We start from the raw sequence: 16,790 nt of genomic DNA, 5'->3' as shown, positions 1-16,790 counted from the left end.
GGAGGAAATCGTGCTATTTAGAGGCGACGAGGGCTGCGGCATGTTCGCTCTTGTAGGAGCCGAATCCGACGGCAAAGGAGCCTTTGTCATCGGGGGCGAAATCCAAGGGATGGAGTTATCATCACTATCCCATTATTCAGGAAGAACAGCTGAAGAAATTGCTGAAGGCAATAGATGATTTACCTGATAACTACATGATCATCTAGTTCCTGTAAGTCCTAGTTATCTGAATACACGGCTGACAAAAATGTGCAAAAAGATAGGAATACCCCATATTGGTGTTCACTCTTTGCGTCATATGGCCGCTACGTATGCTCTGAATGAAGGGGCATCTTTAACGACTGTACAGTCAATGTTAGGGCATACAAACATACGGACTACGTCCATCTACTTACATCCCTTGGATAGTAAAAAGAAGGAGGCTGCACAAATCATGGGAAAACACTTTGATAAAATGCGGAAAGGGTAGATAGTTACAATAACGTTTATATATGGGAGAGAACGTGTATTGCGTTCTCTCTTCTTTTTTTGTTTTTTATGAATACTAAAACATGTTAATAAAGAAAGAATGATTTCAATTGTTCTTAAATGATGTCAAATGAAGGAGGTGATTATATTATCTTTTAAATATTTTCATCAAGCTCCTAAGGATTATAAAGTTTATCCTATCATAGGAAAAAACTAAAGTTTTTTCCATAAGTCAAGAAAGAGACTGTATAGCAAAGAAAGGTGGTCATATTATGAGTAAATCTTTGAGGAAACGTAATATCGAAAAACAGTTAAACAACAGAAAGGAATATTATGACAGGGAAGAGAAAGAAAAGAAAACCGTCCAAATAAATACTCGGTGTACAGCTCATACAAAGAAAATACTTGATGAAAAAGTAAAGGAAAGCGGCTTAACCGTATCCGAATATATAACACGCTTGATTGAAGAGGGGCAGGTCAATGTTTATCCCGACAGTAGGAAGTTAGCTGAACAGTTAGCTGAAATCAAGTATAAGCTTAGCTGGATAAAAGGAACGAACGATGATCGGTTGCAACAATTCTATCAGGACACAACCAGATTCTTGGAACAACAAGAAAGCGATATAGCGAAGTTTCTGATGAATAAAAGCGAGGAAGAATAGCAATGGCGGTCTTCATAATCAAAAAGCAAGGTAATTTCACATTGAAGGGAATGCTTGATTATCTGAGGGATATGGAACGGCATCACAATAAGATTGCTTTTTACGATTGTTTCGGCGTGAATCCTATGAATCCGGCAGAAGGCATGATGATGACTAAACTGCTCATGAATCAGACGCAGGGAAGACAATATAGACATCTGGTCTTATCTATCAGTGACTGGGAGAGCCAGGAGAAGAATATACGCAAACTTTGCATTGCGTCGGTCGCTATGGCTAATTACATCTTTACTACTGAGAAGTGTCAGGTGGCATGGGCAGTGCATACGAATACGAGTCATTATCATGCACATTTTGTATTGAATTCAGTCCGGTATAGTGATGGAACCCGGGTGAACTTCAGATTCATAGATTTGCTCAGGTACAAATTGAAAGCAAGTGTTTGCCTGTCGAACGTGAATTTAGAATCGGTCCGATATAGTGAATATGAACGGAGATACTTGGAAGAACATTTTGCTTAAAGGCATAATTATTATCTGAAAATACCACAGACAAGCTACTGGATGTCATGCACGAATGCAGCTACGTCCAAAAGAATGGGAAGAATCAGTTCCATGGATATAAGTATGCCACCAGTGCCGATGTACTGGAAAAGGTGAACCAGTCCTTCGTCAAGCATGGCATCATCTCATTGGCCAAGCCGGAACTCTTCGACCTGACCGATGTGACGACCCTTAAGGGGAATGTTGAAAAGCTGGCTACCATCCAGATGACGATCACCTTGATGGACGTCGAAACCGGCGAAACCTTTGAAATCGTAGGTATCGGTTCCGGACAGGATGCCGGAGATAAGGCTGTCATGAAGGCTGAAACGGCGGCCATAAAATATGCCTATATGCTGACCCTGAACATCAGTACTGGTGATGACCCAGAAGCTGACACAAAGACCGATGAACATACATTGGCCAGTACAGGGAGTAACGCCACCTGCCAAACGACGCCAAACGAGGTCAAACGGGCTCCCCATCCCAGCCGACAAGGTGCAAATACAACGGGAAAAGCCCACGTCTGTGCCGACTGCGGTGCTCACATCAGTGATAAAGTGGCAGCCTATTCCAAGCAACAGTTCGGCAAGCCTCTCTGCATGCGATGTCAGCACGAAGCAAGGGAAAGCGCATGACTATAGTTAATGACTTACTTTGAATTATCATACAGCAGTATAGTATGATTTTTAATTAAAAAAATAAGGCTCTGTCTGTCCGACAGAGCCTGAAATTTGTGTTTTGAGTTTAATAAATTAAGAAAAGGGGTGCAGAAGGGGTGCAATGTACGACAAATCTTTTGTAAGTAACACTGATAAACCGCATGGTTAAGCGATTTAAAAAAGATAAAAAAAATAGGTGAATCGGCTTGGGAAGCTCGTATTCTACCACTGAATTACACCCGCATATAATAGGTACTGTATTAGTTTAACAGTAAACCCCCATTTTGTAAAGACCTGAATTTCAAACCTTTACAAAACAGGGGTGCCACACATAGTATCAGCGGTTGTAGCCCGGTGCATAGTTGCGGTATGTCCGGTTTTGATCCTGCTGATTTTGCCGGTGCTGGTCATTTGGCTTTGGCATCGGTTTTTTGTAGGACTTTTTCTTTTTGCGGTTTGCTTCTGCCCGCTGACGTTCTTTCTTTTCCCGTTCGATGCGCTTTTTTTCTTCCTGTTCGCGTTTCTTGCGGATTTGTTCTTCTTTTTTCAAGTCTTTTTTTTGATTCCAAAGAGAAGTCTGCTGATCGTTGTGCATGGCTATGGGATTGTGTGCATAGCCATCAAAATGAGTATCCTGTGCAAATGCGGCACCACCTGCCAGTGCTGCGGCTGTAATAGACAAAGCAATAAGGCGTTTTATCTTCATATGTATCCCTCCTTCTTGTGTTTATTAGTATACGATTTGATTGTGACAATTTGGTAGCGGCGTGGCTTCGTTTCCTTCACAAAACCGATGAATTTTAAAAACGGCGTCAGAACCGTGTTTTTTTCTTCCTTATATAATACCTATATATATGGCAAAAAAAAGACGCTGCGACACGAGGTCACAACGTCTCTGGGGAGCTGATTAGTGAGCCGACGGGGCAGGCGCTGCTTCTTTCTGTGTGGAAGCAGCCTGCTGGCGGGCTTCATATTTGTCCATGTTGCGGGCAAAGAGTCCGGCCAGCATGGAGCCTGTGATCTGATGGACAGCGGCACCTACAGCGGCCGGGATAGCGACAGCCGGGGCAAAGTAGATGGAGCAGATAGAAAGAGCAAGGGCATCATTCTGCATGCCGACTTCCAGTGTAACTGAATGCTGCTGGCGTTTGCCAAAACCAAGTTTTCCCGTGATGAAATAGCCGAGAGCAAAACCGAACAGATTGTGCAAGAGGACGAGGACGACCATGAATACGCCGAGGGAAACGATTTTAGCACCATTGACAGCGACGACACCCCCGAGGATGGAAAGAACGGCAAAGGCGGATACGAGAACGAGGACCTTCTGCATCTGTGCCAGATAGGTTTCACCGACAAGACGATGGACGAGCAGGCCAAGAACGAGCGGTACGAGGATGACTTTCATGACTGTCATGGCCATAGAAAGGAAGGATACCGTAACCCACTGGCCGGCCAGTGCCCAGACGAGGAAAGGCATCATGACAGGTGCCAGCAGCGTCGATACGGTTGTGATGGAAACGGCCAGAGGAACATCACCTTTGGCAAGGAAGCTCATGACATTGGATGCCGTGCCGCTGGGGCAGGAGCCGAGAAGAACCATGCCGACAGCCAGTTCCGGAGTCAGGCCGAATACCATGACCAGGGCATAGGCGACAAGGGGCATAATGGTGTAATGGCAGACCGTGCCGGCGAGGACTTCGCGGGGACGCTGGAGTACGAGTTTAAAATCCGACGCATGGAGTGTCATGCCCATGCCGAACATGACGACTCCCAGAAGCCAGACCGTATTTTTTACAGCCCAGGTGAAACCGGAAGGAACGAAATAACCGCCCACGATAGTGAGTAATACGAGCCAGGTAAGATTTTTCCCTACGAAACCGCTTAGTTTTGTAACAAAGTTCATCATAATTGCATACCTCCGAATAAAAAATATAAATGTAAGATTGCTGCAAATAACAAACGGCTGATTGCGTTTACCTGGAGTTAAAAAAAACGCTTTGCCTCTTAGAAAGAGACAAAGCGTTATAGCTCTGCGGTACCACTCTTATTGTCGTGAACGACCACTCTACTGACATCACCGAAAGATTTCTCTGACGTTCAATGCCGGACAAGATAACGGTTGTCAATCGGCCACGCTTACTTGCTTTGCTTTCAGCTGGCAGCTCCTGGGTGATATTCCTTATAGTCTTTACATCCTGCCTCTCACCATGCAGCAGGTTCTCTGTACTGTCAGGGTCTGTAAGTACTTTTCCCAATCAACACTGTTTGGTTGTTTGCTTGATGCGTATTATACGCTACCATGGGAGAAGAAGTCAAGCCCTTTTTGTAAATTTATTAAGTTTATGTTTGCAACACAATAAATAATTAAACGTTGTACGGCGATTTTTTGCGTTACGTCATTAGGACATGTATATAAATAAGACGAGATATCCATGCTAAACAGGAATAATATCATTTCGCAAGTAGCATGCAAAAAATTTTACGGTTTTCGTTAAACGTAAAAGGTACCGGAATTACAGGCTTTATCCTGGGGTTGACAAATCTTTTTACGGAAAAATCGGGACTTTACAAACGTTGACATCGTGATATACTGTCAAACATCAAGTTCACGACGGCTGCAGCCTAAGAGCTGTAAGAGTGAGCTTAAATAATTAATCAGACATTCTGGTCACACATTCCATCAAAACGTACAGAAAGGTCGTGTTCCTCATGGCACATTTTAATCCCGTAACCCCCGAATTGGTAGAAGAACTGAAACGCGTAATGAGCCCGAAACAAGTAAAGACTGATGAAGATTACCTCGTAGCCTATCAGACAGACGAAGAAGGGAATTCTCATTATTTCAGCAAACCGGAAGTCGTCGTATTCCCGGAATCGACGGAACAGGTCGTAGAAATCGTCAAACTGGCGAATAAATATCTCGTCCCAATTACCCCGCGTTCAGCTGGCTCCGGTGTTGCCTGTGGCGCTATCCCTGTATATCATGGTATCGTCGTCGAACTGGAACGGATGAATAAGATTCTCAAACTCGATCCGGACAACATGTACGCTGTCTGCCAGACTGGCGTCATCACCGGGGATTTACAGCGTGAAGCTGCCCGTCATGGCCTTCTGTATGCCGGCGACCCTTCCAGTGCCGACAGCAGCCAGATCGGCGGCAACGTAGCTAATAACGCCGGCGGCAACAAGGCTGTAAAGTATGGCACGACCCGTCATCAGGTATACAGCCTGAAAGTCGTAACTCCGACGGGGGAAGTCGTAGAAGCCGGCTCCCGTCTGAAAAAGAGCTCTACCGGCCTCTGCCTGGAACAGCTCTATGCCGGTTCCGAAGGCACACTGGGCATTATCACGGAAGTTACGGTAAAACTCTATCCCCAGGCTCCGTATGTATTCAATATGGTCTGCGTATTCAAGACCGATGATGAAGCCTTTGCCCTGCCGAATAAGATTCTGAAAGCTGGTATCGATCCGACCAGTATCGAATTCATGGATAATGAAGCTCTGGTCATGACTTGCAAATTCCTCGATATGAAGATGCCGCACGTCGATGAAGGCTGTGATTACGTCATCGTCACGGTAGAATCGTTCAATGAAGAAGAATCGGACCGCAAGATGGAATTGCTCTGTGATCTGGCTGAAAACAATGGTTCTATCGATGAATTCGAAGCCGATAAACGTATCTGGACGCTGCGCAAACAGTTTGCCGAAGCGGCCCGTGACGTAGATAAGATGTTCCAGACGGAAGATTTTGTCGTGCCTCTCGATAAGATTCCTGATATCACCAAACAGATTCCGGAACTCCGTGAAAAATACGGCCTGTATTGCGTAACTGTTGCCCATATCGGCGATGGCAATATCCATGTTCTGCCTTTGAATAAAGAAGGCCTTTCTCCGGAAGAATGGTTCAACAAGATTAAAGCCTTCCATCGCGACCTGTTCCCACGCGTCTATGCTCTGGGCGGTAAAATGTCCGGTGAACACGGCATTGGTTTCAAGAAACTCGATGAATTTGCTAAATGCACGCCGGCTCCGGAACTGCATGTCATCAAAGCAATCAAGAAAGCATTGGATCCAAACAACATCATGAATCCGGGCAAACTCGTCGATATGACAGGCGATTTTGTTCAGGAATAAATATACAATAAAAACAGTTGTCAGGGTGTTCTGGTTTTGATCATCCCTGGCAGGGGGTTAAGATAAAAATAGGTTGTCTCATGAAGCTATGATTGCTTTGTGAGACAACCTATTTTAGTTTAGAAAGAAATATCATATGCTGGGGAGAATTAGAAATGACGGCTTTCCCGGAGTCCTTCGTATTGGGCAAGAAGGTCTGGCTTTTCCTCGCTCTTGTATACGAAATCCGGTTCGGCGGCAACGGCTTTTTCTACAGCCGCTTTGAAGTCGTAGTATACCTGCCATTTGGATTCTACCAGTTCTTTTCCAGTCTGACGCAGGAGAAATGCCGGATGATAGGTCGGCATGACCGGGATGTCATGCCAGGTGAACCATTTTCCCCGGTTGCGCATAATGCTGGCCGTGTGGCCATAAAAATACTGGAAGGCTACCTTGCCGAGGCAGACGATGACTTTTGGCTGTACCAGTCCGATTTCTTTCACGAGATGAATATTGGCACAGGCCTTTCCTTCTTCCAGCGTAGGAGTCCGGTTATTTTTAGGACGGCATTTGACAATGTTGGTCACATACACGTGATCCCTGGTCAGGCCGACACTCCACAGGGCTTTGTCGAGAAGCTGGCCGGACGGTCCTACAAGAGGGACGCCATATTCATCTTCGACGCCCCCAGGTCCTTCGCCGACAAACATAAGCGGTGAAGCCGGGTCCCCGGAATACCGTGTCGGGCCCCTGTTTCCTTCGTGGCGCAGTTTGCAGGCATCACAGTTCATGAGATTCTGGAGCCATTCTTTCATCTTGTCATCACTCATCGCATTCTGCCTCCCCATGATCTGCTGTCAGGCCGGCCATGCTGGCACCGGTGACCGTGCAGATACAGGAGACCGGCAATAACACCTGCAGTCCCCGTTGGCCGGCACTGATACTGATGGTATCAAAATTCTCAGCAGATGTATCAATATACGTCGGAAATTGTTTTTTCATGCCAATGGGGGAACAGCCACCACGGATATATCCAGTGATGCCGGGCAGGTCTTTGACATGGAGCAGTTCCACGTGCTTGTTACCGCTTACTGCAGCTGCCTTTTTCAGGTCCAGTTCCCGGTCGCTGGGAATACAGAAGACGACGATTCCGGTCCTATTGCCCTTACCGACGAGGGTCTTGAATAACCGGGCAGCATCCAATCCCAGCTCAGCCGCCGCATGAATGCCAGACAAATCATCTTCTGTATAAGCATATGTTTTGGTATCGTACATGATTTTATGCTTGTCCAGAATGCGCATAACATTCGTTTTCTTCACCTTTGCCATGCTCCGTTCCTCCCATTCCAGTCGTTTCGATACTACTATAGCATAGGAAGACAGTGATTTCCAGGAGTTTTCTTATACTGGGACGTGTATCAGCCGTTGCATTGCCTGCCAGCCTTTTATATAATAAATATGCGGGTTTGCATTTTTGTATTAATGGGGGTGGGTTTATGAAGATAGCAGCGGTACAGGCAGCCATCAGCTATGGCGATGTAGATGCCAATTATCATATAGCCGATCAGGCCGTAGAAGCGGCGGCTGCAGCAGATGCCGATATTGTCGTGTTATCAGAGTTGTGGAATACGTCGTTTTATCCACCAGATGTCTATAATCTGGCCGATGAAGAGGGAAAGAGAACAAAGGCTTTTCTTTCCGATGAGGCAAAACGGCATCATGTTCACATTGTTGGGGGTTCTGTAGCCAATAAAAAGCAGGGAAAGTTGTATAATTCGACTTTTGTTGTAGACAGGACGGGTCAGGTTGTCGGAGAGTATGACAAAGTACATCTGTTTACGCCGGGAAAGGAAGATACCGTTTTTACGCCGGGAGATCCTCTCAATATTTTTGAATTAGATGGTGTGAAAATGGCGTCGATTATCTGTTATGATGTGCGATTTGGCGAATGGGTGCGTATGGCAGCGCTGGCCGGCGCGCAGATCCTTTTCGTACCGGCGGCCTGGCCCAATCCGCGGTTGGGACACTGGCAGATCCTGAATCAGGCACGGGCCATTGAAAATCAGATGTTTGTCGTAGCTGTCAACAGTTGCGGCAAGGCCGGAGAGTATCAGTTCTGTGGCGGTTCCATGATTATCGATCCCTGGGGCAAGGTCCTTTCCCAGGCAGATGGACGGGAGCAGATTATCACCAGTGATGTCGATTTGTCTGTCATCGAAGGCATCCGTCATAGCATCAATGTATTCCGTGACCGTCGGCCGGAATTATATCATCTCTGATATGCCCCGATTATAGATAAGTGAGGAAGTGTTGGTATGGAAGGGGCTATACATGGCCTGCAGGGTATTTTTGAAGTTATTTTTATTATTTCCATCGGCTTTATTTTGTCCCGTAAGGGATGGTTTGATAGCAGTACGAGCGCTCTTTTGACGAAGATTGTCATGAAAGTGGCGCTGCCCTTTTATATGGTAGTTAACATGGTCCGGGATTTTACGCATGATTCATTGGTACAGATTGCGCCGGACCTGGTACTGCCTTTTACTTCTATTTTCCTGGCCTACTTTGTAGGCCGGCTTGCGGCGGCAGTCCTGCATATCCGCAAGGACCGGCAGGGGATATTCATTACCTGCTTTTTTATTGCCAATACGATTTTTATCGGCCTGCCTGTTAATCTGGCCTTGTTTGGTCCTAAAAGTGTACCATCGGTCATGCTTTATTATATGGCTAATACGACCATGTTCTGGACACTGGCGGTGTATCATATTGTCAATGATAGTACAGGGGGAAAGCATATGCCGCTCTTTTCTGTGCAGACGATTAAAAAGGTTTTTTCACCGCCGCTGGAGGGCTTTCTCATCGGCCTCGTTCTGGTTATGCTCGACGTGAAGCTGCCTGATTTTCTGGTCATGAGTTTCCAATATGTCGGAAACATGGCAACGCCGTTGTCCCTGATTGTCATCGGCATTGAAATGAGCCTCATTTCCTGGAAAGACATTCATTGGGACCGGGATATCATCGGCGCCTTATGTGGCCGGTTCCTCATCTGTCCCTGTTGTGTGCTGGTGCTGCTGCCATTTATCCCTATTACGGATATGTCGGCCAAGGTATTTACCATGCAGGCCAGTATGCCGGCTATGACGCAAATGACCGTCGTGGCGAAATCCGTCGGTGCTGATGTGCAATATGCCACCGAAATCAGTTTCCTGTCTATTGCTCTTGGATTGGTGGTCATTCCCCTGTATATGGCTATTGTCGGTTGAGATAAAGAATTATATAATAGTAAAAGGACGGCTGTCCCAATGCAGATGCCGTCCTTTTTAGTTGAAACGATGAAATAAAAGGAGTAAGCCATGTCTCTCTATGATGAATTTTCTAAGAAGGTGCAGCAGTATGCTCCTGCTGCCTTTGAATTGAATTATGCGATTGCCAATGATCCCGAGTTATCCGGGGAAGAATATCATGCCTGTGCCCGTCACATAGCGGCCTGCCGGGATGCCGGCATGGATGTGACGGAACGGTTCAGCGGACAGGCAACCGCCTATAAGGCGGTTGCCTGCCATGCGGAATCGCCGGTTTTGCGGGTAGCCGTCCTGGCTGAATACGATGCTCTTCCCGATATCGGTCATGGCTGCGGTCATTCGGCTGGCGGTGCTATCAGTTTTCTAGCCGGAGCTGCGTTTCATGCCATGACGGATCTGCCCGTCTCTGTCGATGTCATCGGCACGCCGGATGAAGAACTGCGGGGTGGCAAAATTCCCATGTGCCAGCAGGGGATTTTCAAGGACTACGATCTTGCCATAATGGTCCATATGTCGTCGTGTCAGACGACGCCCAATTCCCGCTTTCTGGCCCTCGATGATTATCGCATCCGGTTTCACGGACAGACGGCCCATGCGGCAGCCCATCCGTGGAAAGGCCGGAATGCACTGAACGGGGCCATGCTGGCCCTCCATGCTATCGATATGATACGTCAGCATGTAAAGCCCGATACGCGGATTGGCACGTATATCGTCCATGGTGGCACGGCTTCTAATGTCATTCCCGATTACGCCGAGGTAGAATGCTGTGTCCGCCATTCCACCCGGACCTATCTCAACGAAGTGGTCCAGCGCCTGATGCATTGCTTTGAAGGGGCAGCTATTGCTACGGAAACGACCTTTGATGTATCCCAGCTGGGGTATAAATATGATGACCTTGTGTGGAATGAAACGGCAACTGACGTCGTTCGTGGCGTGCTCCGGGATATGAAGATTCCCTTTGTAGAACCGGACTGCGGCGGCAGCTCGGATATTGCCAATGTCAGCCATCAATGCCCGGTGCTCCACGTCCATCTGGCTATGGGGGACACGTTCTATCCGGACCATTCCAAGGAAATTGCCGATATGGTCAAAGACAAGGCTATTGAACCGGTCATCGTCCGCGGCGCAGAAATTATCGGTGCAACCGTATTGCGTCTGGCCGGAAATGAAGCTTTGCGCAAAGCGATGAAAGAAGAATTTGATGCGGCAGAAAAATAACCACCCGGATTTCCAGACCATGGAAATGGCAGAGTCTCTCTGATGTAAAACGGGGCTATCCTACAAAGACACAGTGCTTTGTGGGATAGCCCCGTTTTTGTATGGAAAATATGTCGTTTTCACGAATTATACGATGTCACTTCTTTCCTTTATTAGTCAGATATTGGTCAGAGGAACGGTCATGGATATAATTCAGAAAGGCTTCAGCAACGGCGGAAAGGCTGTGGGATTTGCTGATGGCAAACAGGCGGCGCGTTTCCAGCCCCGGCCCCAGAAGAGGAATACAGCAGATATCCTGGCTGAGCTGATCCGGGCGTACCGGCCCGACGAAAATGGCAGCGACGGTCCCGCTGGAGGCCCAGCGCAGCGGCATATAACGGGACGAACAGACGGCCCGGATATGTGGCGTAAATCCTGCATTCTGACAGATTTCCAGGATTTTTTGCCAAAAGCCGCGGGAAATGGCCAGAGGCACATCTTCCAGAGCCGTGAGAGGCACTGCATCCAGATGAGAAGACAGCCATGGACTTTTTTTGTGAAAGGCCACCATCAGCCGTTCGTCAATGGTATGGCGGACGGAAAATGACGGTGGCAACTGTCCGGCACTGCGGATGACAGCTACCTCTATCGTCCCTTTTTCCAGAAGCTCCAGCAGCTGTCCGGAATTTTCTTCGTATATATCGAAGTCGATTTCCGGATAGGTATTGCTGAAATCAAGGATCATATTGGCACTGTTGGTATCGGGCCAGGTGGGTGTGATACCCAGGTGAAGCGTTCCCTTTGTCCCGAGGATACTGGCGTTGATTTCTTTCTGCGCCGCATCTTCCAGCTGACACATGCGGCGGGCTTTTTCATAGAGAATTTTCCCGGCATTGTTGGGGGTAATGTGGCGGGGACCCCGTTCAACAAGCTGGGTGCCATACGCGGCTTCCAGTGCTTTCAGCTGGTTGCTCAGGGCGGGTTGGGCGATGTGTAATTCCCGGGAAGCCGCAGAAATCGTGCCGGCATCAATAATGGCGACGTAATTGCGGTATACTTCCAGATTCATGATGATTCCTCCTGTGTGTGAGAGAAAGACTTTACTTTTTTTGTCTTTCTGCACGGGAATAAGAGAACCGTGTCCTATACAGTCTGCATATGCTTTTTAGGCGGATAAGGATGCCGGTTTCCTTCACCAATACCATCATGCCGGCATTTAGATGAAATCATAGGAGTAAGAAGCAAGAAGTGACAAGTAAAAACTATATGATTTCATTATGGGTTCCATGTCCGACCTGTATTTTTAGTATACATTTTTGTGATGTATACTGCAACTGTAAGAAGAAAGAAGAGGTACTACGCAGAATGCTGGGAGGAATTGCATATGGGCGTAACAAAGAAATTTCAAATCATACTGGACAGCCGGTTATGCAAAGGCTGTGGCATTTGTGCCGTTTTCTGTCCGAAAGGTGTTTTTACCCGGGATGACGATGGAAAACCCGTGATATCTGACGATATGGTATGTATTGGGTGTAAGATGTGTGAATTACGGTGTCCTGATTTTGCAATCCGTGTGACAGGAGGAATTTGACATGGCTGGAACCTATGAAATTATGACAGGCAATGAAGCTTGTACCAGGGCTGCTATCGCGGCAGGGATGAGGTTTTTTGCCGGTTATCCCATCACGCCGGCTACGGAAATTGCCGAAATGGCATCGGAACTGCTGCCGAAAGCCGGCGGCACATATATGCAGATGGAAGATGAACTGGCTTCTATTGCCGCCGTCATCGGTGCCTCGGCAGCCGGTGTCAAGGCCATGACGGCAACGAGCGGGCCCGGAGTTTCGCTCATGCAGGAAAATCTGGGATATGCTATTATGGCGGAAATTCCTCTGGTCCTCGTCGATTGCATGCGTCAGGGTCCATGCCAGGGTGTGGCTACCGTACCGGCCCAGGGCGATATTATGCAGGCCCGCTGGGGTACGAACGGGGATCATCCCATCATTGCGATTGCCCCGGCTTCCGTTGGTGAATTATATGAAGAAACGATACGGGCCTTTAATCTGGCAGAAACGTACCGGAATCCTGTCTATATCCTCAGCGACGCCATGCTGGCCCATATGAGTGAACGGGTCCGCATTCCGGATCCGGATGAATATGACGTAGTCAGCCGTAAACGGCCCACCTGTCCGCCGTCAGAATTTCAGGCCTATGCCGACGATGGTACGGGCATCCCGCCTATGGCTTCATTCGGTGATGGATACCGCTGGTTCGTGACCGGCATGGTCCATGATGATACGGGTTTTCCAGTTACAAACAATGCCGACCGGGTTTCCTATCTGGTAAAACGGCTCCATGCGAAAATTGAACATAACCGCGCGGATATCGAAAAATACGAAGAGTATAAAACTGATGATGCCGATATCCTCATCGTTTCGATGGGTGTCGTCGCCCGTTCAGCCAAAGCGGCAATCGATGATATCCGCAAGGAAGGTGTCAAGGCAGGACTGTTCCGGCCCATCACGGTATGGCCATTCCCGGAAAGCCGTCTGGAGACGCTGTGCCGCGGCGTAAAGGAAATCGTTACCTGTGAAATGAATGAAGGCCAGTTATATCATATGGTCCGTGAAGTCAGTGGTAATACACCGGTTCGCATGATTAACCAGAATAACGGCGTCATATTGTCAGCCGATACGATTCTTGCAGGACTGAGGGAGGGGAAATAACATGGCGGGTGTGCATGTATATGATAGATTTTTGCGGCAGGACAAGCTGCCCCATATCTGGTGTTCCGGCTGTGGAAATGGCATTGTGACCAATGCCCTCATCCGGGCCATTGAAAAAACGGGCATTGATCAGAATCAGATCGTCGTAGTAGCCGGCGTCGGCTGTTCGAGCCGGGCAAACGGATATCTCGATTTCTGTGGTCTCCATACGAATCACGGACGTCCCCTGGCATACGCTACGGGGGTCAAGATGGCCAATCCCAAACTTCATGTCATCGTCGTTACCGGCGATGGTGATAGTGCTTCCATTGGCGGGAATCATTTCATCCATGCCTGCCGCCGCAATCTAGATATTACGACGGTCATCTACAACAATGACAATTATGGCATGACCGGCGGCCAGTATTCGCCGACGACGCCGACAGGGGCAAAATCCAAGACGACTGTATACGGTAATATAGATACTCCGTTTGACTTGTGCAAACTGGCCAGCGCAGCAGGTGCCACGTTTGTAGCCCGTTCGACGGTCTACCACGTGACACAGCTGGCTGAGCTGATTGCAAAGGGGATAGAACACAAAGGGTTTTCTGTGATTGAAGCCATGAGCTGCTGCCCGACGTTATATGGCCGTCTCAATAAACTGGGGGACGGACCGGCTATGCTGCAGCGTTTCAAAGACCAGGCTATTCCAGTTCAGAAAGCCCGACAGCTGAGTGAAGAGGAATTGCAGGATAAAATCGTCACGGGTGTCTTCACGGACCGCAAAGACCGCCCGGAATATTCTGACCAGTATCAGCATGTCATTGCCAGAGCCGAAGGGAGAGAATAAGTATGGGAAAACAACATTATGAAATGCGTTTCGCCGGAAGCGGCGGCCAGGGCATGATGCTCATGGGCGATATCATGGCTCAGGCTGCGGGCGGACTGGACACGAAGGAAATCGTCCTTACCCGTTCCTATGGCCCGGAAGCACGGGGAGGAGCCTGCCGGTCTGAACTCATTATTGACGATGAACCGATTAATTATCCCAGCGTGCGTCGTCCCGATTTTGTTCTGGCCATGTCCCAGCAGGCTGCGGATACATACTGGAAAGACATGAAACCGGAAGGCATTTTTCTTATTGACCCCAAATTTGTCCATACTGTACCGGAAAACGTAAAACATGTATACGCCATTCCTCTCACCCAGATTGCAGAGGACGTGACCGGAAAAACACTGGCAGCCAACGTTGTGGCCATCGGGGCCATTGCAGCTCTCACCGGTGTAGAAGACCTGGACGTTGTCAAACGGGCTGTCCGGGAACACTTCAAACCTAAATTGCGGCCATCCAATGATAAAGCTTTTGAAGCCGGCGTGGCAGCCGCTAAAACGCTGATGAAATAAATTCCCCTCTTTCCGGATATAGGCGTATCGGCATGTACCAGAATGCTATGAATCGTGCTATACTAATATATGAAATACATACGAATTATGTTTTTTACTTATGCATGATAAGAAACTTGATGCAGGAAATGAGGGATTTTGATGATTGATATTTCAGATCGCATACGAAATAAAGCATACATGTCCAGAGTTACGACGGCAGAAGAAGCGGCGGAGCTGATTCATCCCGATGATATTGTGGCTGTATCGGGGTTTACACCGGCCGGGTATCCCAAAGCCGTACCGCTGGCTCTGGCGAAGCGGATAGAACGGGAACATTTTCAGATTACGCTGTATGCTGGGGCATCCATCGGTGATGAAATTGATGGGGCCCTGGCACGGGTACATGGCATTTCCCGCCGGTTTTCCTATCATACGAATAAAGATCTGCGCCGCGAAATCAATGATGGCAGTGTGGCTTATGCCGATTATCACGTCAGCGTATTTGCCCAGATGCTAAGGGAAGGGTTCATGAAGCACCCCGATATCGTCGTGGTGGAAGCGGCAGCTATCACAGAAGAAGGAAATCTCATCCCTACTACGTCTGTAGGAACGACGCCGGCTATGATTGACGTGTGTCAGAAAGTCGTCGTAGAAATCAACGTGACCCAGCCACTCAGTCTGGAAGGGATGCACGACGTATACGATATTCCCAATCCTCCATTCCGTGTACCCATTCCCATCGTCCATACAGGGGACCGTATTGGGAAGCCGTATATCACCTGCGGCTGGGATAAAATCGTTGCTATTGTCCCCTGTGATATTCCCGATGCTCCCCGGTCGTTTAAACCTGTTGATGATGCGGGCCGGAAAATGGGAAATCTCATCGTGCAGTTTTTTAAGGATGAAGTAGCTAAAGGCCGGCTGCCGGAGCATCTCCTGCCACTCCAGTCCGGTGTCGGATCCGTAGCCAATGCGGTCATTCAGGGGCTGGCCAAAAGTGATTTCGAACATTTGTCTATCTTTACGGAAGTGCTCCAGGACGGCATGTTTACCCTCATCGATGCCGGGAAAGTCGATGCCGTATCGACGGCTTCTATTTCAGCATCACCGGAAGGGCTGAAGCATTTCTATGAACACATCGATGAGTACCGGAAAAAAATCGTCATACGACCCCAGGAAATTTCTAATAATCCCGAAGTGATCCGCCGCATCGGAGCTATTGCCATGAATACGGCCATTGAGTTTGATATCTATGGTCAGGTCAATTCGACACATATCTGTGGCAGTCGTCTCATGAATGGAATTGGCGGTTCCGGGGACTTTGCCCGGGCGGGATATCTGACGATTTTCTTTACCAGTTCGACGGCAAAAAACGGCGCCATCAGTTCCGTAGTTCCCATGTGCTCCCACGTAGATCACACGGAGCACGATGTGGATGTCCTCTGTACGGAACAGGGCATTGCAGACCTGCGCGGTCTTTCTCCTGTCGAACGGGCAAGGACTATCATAGCTAACTGTGCCCACCCGGATTACAGAGACCAGCTCACAGATTATCTGAACCGGGCTATTGCTGCAACGGGCAGCCAGCATGAACCACAGCTCCTGAAAGAGGCCCTGTCATGGCAGCAGCGCTACCTGGAAACAGGGAGTATGAAATAGCATACTACCCTCACAAGTCAGATTTTTCCGGTCTGTCTTGTGAGGGTTTTGTGCATCCTCTGTACATCCCTAGATTTTTATGCCGGTTTTCGTGTACAAT

General features: G+C 48.2%; 18 protein-coding genes, 1 pseudogene and 1 other annotated feature. Of the genes and pseudogenes, 13 read left to right on the top strand and 6 right to left on the bottom strand.

Annotated features, from left to right (window positions below; genetic code table 11):
* Positions 1 to 13: 13 nt before the first annotated feature.
* The gene (locus DW949_RS13980; RefSeq protein ID WP_370448748.1) at positions 14 to 106 is read right to left on the bottom strand and encodes a YadA-like family protein; all 93 of its coding nucleotides are present in this window, start codon (positions 104 to 106) and stop codon (positions 14 to 16) included.
* Between the two features lie 111 nt (positions 107 to 217).
* Here DW949_RS13980 and DW949_RS13975 point away from each other — a divergent pair.
* The 4 genes and pseudogenes from DW949_RS13975 to DW949_RS10710 all read left to right on the top strand — a co-directional run.
* A pseudogene (locus DW949_RS13975) lies at positions 218 to 469 on the top strand (tyrosine-type recombinase/integrase); the annotation flags it as partial.
* A 271-nt stretch (positions 470 to 740) separates the two neighbouring features.
* Positions 741 to 1,130, top strand: a complete 390-nt coding sequence (locus DW949_RS10720; protein WP_118023211.1) for a hypothetical protein — start codon at positions 741 to 743, stop codon at positions 1,128 to 1,130.
* A gap of 2 nt (positions 1,131 to 1,132) precedes the next feature.
* Positions 1,133 to 1,648, top strand: a complete 516-nt coding sequence (locus DW949_RS13970) for a relaxase/mobilization nuclease domain-containing protein (protein WP_118023210.1) — start codon at positions 1,133 to 1,135, stop codon at positions 1,646 to 1,648.
* Positions 1,649 to 1,686: 38 nt separating this feature from the next.
* Positions 1,687 to 2,307 (top strand): ERF family protein, encoded by a 621-nt coding sequence (locus DW949_RS10710; RefSeq protein WP_255417826.1) that lies wholly within the window; start codon positions 1,687 to 1,689, stop codon positions 2,305 to 2,307.
* A gap of 361 nt (positions 2,308 to 2,668) precedes the next feature.
* Here the strand turns inward: DW949_RS10710 and DW949_RS10705 are convergent, their stop codons facing one another.
* Positions 2,669 to 3,037 carry a hypothetical protein gene (locus DW949_RS10705; RefSeq protein ID WP_118023208.1) on the bottom strand — a complete coding sequence of 123 codons (369 nt, stop codon included), beginning with the start codon at positions 3,035 to 3,037 and terminating at the stop codon, positions 2,669 to 2,671.
* Positions 3,038 to 3,238: 201 nt separating this feature from the next.
* On the bottom strand, positions 3,239 to 4,237 hold the full coding sequence (locus DW949_RS10700; RefSeq protein WP_199595872.1) for a bile acid:sodium symporter family protein: 999 nt from the start codon (positions 4,235 to 4,237) through the stop codon (positions 3,239 to 3,241).
* Between the two features lie 101 nt (positions 4,238 to 4,338).
* Positions 4,339 to 4,599: a binding site (T-box leader), on the bottom strand.
* Between the two features lie 441 nt (positions 4,600 to 5,040).
* Here DW949_RS10700 and DW949_RS10695 point away from each other — a divergent pair.
* A complete protein-coding gene (locus DW949_RS10695) occupies positions 5,041 to 6,465 on the top strand; it encodes an FAD-binding oxidoreductase (protein ID WP_059075646.1) in 1,425 nt (474 codons plus the stop codon).
* Between the two features lie 149 nt (positions 6,466 to 6,614).
* On the opposite strand, the gene DW949_RS10690 is transcribed toward DW949_RS10695, so the two are convergent.
* A complete protein-coding gene (locus DW949_RS10690) occupies positions 6,615 to 7,274 on the bottom strand; it encodes a uracil-DNA glycosylase (protein WP_118023207.1) in 660 nt (219 codons plus the stop codon).
* Complete coding sequence (gene ybaK, locus DW949_RS10685; protein ID WP_118023206.1) at positions 7,267 to 7,773, bottom strand: Cys-tRNA(Pro) deacylase; 507 nt, start codon at positions 7,771 to 7,773, stop codon at positions 7,267 to 7,269. Before ybaK ends, DW949_RS10690 begins: the two co-directional genes overlap by 8 nt.
* Before the next feature lie 167 nt (positions 7,774 to 7,940).
* Here ybaK and DW949_RS10680 point away from each other — a divergent pair, with 167 nt between their 5' ends.
* The 3 genes from DW949_RS10680 (at position 7,941) to DW949_RS10670 (ending at position 10,961) form a co-directional block, all read left to right on the top strand.
* Complete coding sequence (locus tag DW949_RS10680) at positions 7,941 to 8,723, top strand: carbon-nitrogen family hydrolase (RefSeq protein WP_118023205.1); 783 nt, start codon at positions 7,941 to 7,943, stop codon at positions 8,721 to 8,723.
* A gap of 36 nt (positions 8,724 to 8,759) precedes the next feature.
* The gene (locus DW949_RS10675) at positions 8,760 to 9,704 is read left to right on the top strand and encodes an AEC family transporter (RefSeq protein ID WP_118023204.1); all 945 of its coding nucleotides are present in this window, start codon (positions 8,760 to 8,762) and stop codon (positions 9,702 to 9,704) included.
* A gap of 90 nt (positions 9,705 to 9,794) precedes the next feature.
* Positions 9,795 to 10,961 (top strand): M20/M25/M40 family metallo-hydrolase, encoded by a 1,167-nt coding sequence (locus DW949_RS10670; RefSeq protein ID WP_118023203.1) that lies wholly within the window; start codon positions 9,795 to 9,797, stop codon positions 10,959 to 10,961.
* 136 nt (positions 10,962 to 11,097) lie between these two features.
* On the opposite strand, the gene DW949_RS10665 is transcribed toward DW949_RS10670, so the two are convergent.
* Complete coding sequence (locus tag DW949_RS10665) at positions 11,098 to 12,009, bottom strand: LysR family transcriptional regulator (protein ID WP_118023202.1); 912 nt, start codon at positions 12,007 to 12,009, stop codon at positions 11,098 to 11,100.
* A 252-nt stretch (positions 12,010 to 12,261) separates the two neighbouring features.
* Between DW949_RS10665 and DW949_RS13965 the strand changes: the two genes are divergently transcribed.
* The 5 genes from DW949_RS13965 (at position 12,262) to DW949_RS10640 (ending at position 16,690) form a co-directional block, all read left to right on the top strand.
* Positions 12,262 to 12,531, top strand: a complete 270-nt coding sequence (locus tag DW949_RS13965; protein WP_370448746.1) for a ferredoxin family protein — start codon at positions 12,262 to 12,264, stop codon at positions 12,529 to 12,531.
* A 1-nt stretch (position 12,532) separates the two neighbouring features.
* Positions 12,533 to 13,666: a 2-oxoacid:acceptor oxidoreductase subunit alpha gene (locus tag DW949_RS10655; RefSeq protein WP_118023200.1), complete on the top strand. Its 1,134-nt coding sequence runs from the start codon at positions 12,533 to 12,535 to the stop codon at positions 13,664 to 13,666.
* A gap of 1 nt (position 13,667) precedes the next feature.
* Complete coding sequence (locus DW949_RS10650) at positions 13,668 to 14,495, top strand: 2-oxoacid:ferredoxin oxidoreductase subunit beta (protein ID WP_118023199.1); 828 nt, start codon at positions 13,668 to 13,670, stop codon at positions 14,493 to 14,495.
* A gap of 2 nt (positions 14,496 to 14,497) precedes the next feature.
* Positions 14,498 to 15,049, top strand: a complete 552-nt coding sequence (locus DW949_RS10645) for a 2-oxoacid:acceptor oxidoreductase family protein (protein ID WP_113856285.1) — start codon at positions 14,498 to 14,500, stop codon at positions 15,047 to 15,049.
* A 141-nt stretch (positions 15,050 to 15,190) separates the two neighbouring features.
* Positions 15,191 to 16,690, top strand: coding sequence for a succinate CoA transferase (locus DW949_RS10640; RefSeq protein ID WP_118023198.1), 1,500 nt, complete (start codon positions 15,191 to 15,193; stop codon positions 16,688 to 16,690).
* The last annotated feature ends 100 nt before the right edge of the window (positions 16,691 to 16,790 follow it).

The sequence above is a fragment of the Megasphaera sp. AM44-1BH genome (assembly GCF_003467125.1).
Taxonomy (GTDB): Bacteria; Bacillota; Negativicutes; order Veillonellales; family Megasphaeraceae; genus Megasphaera.
This window is presented reverse-complemented; position numbering and strand designations above follow the sequence as displayed.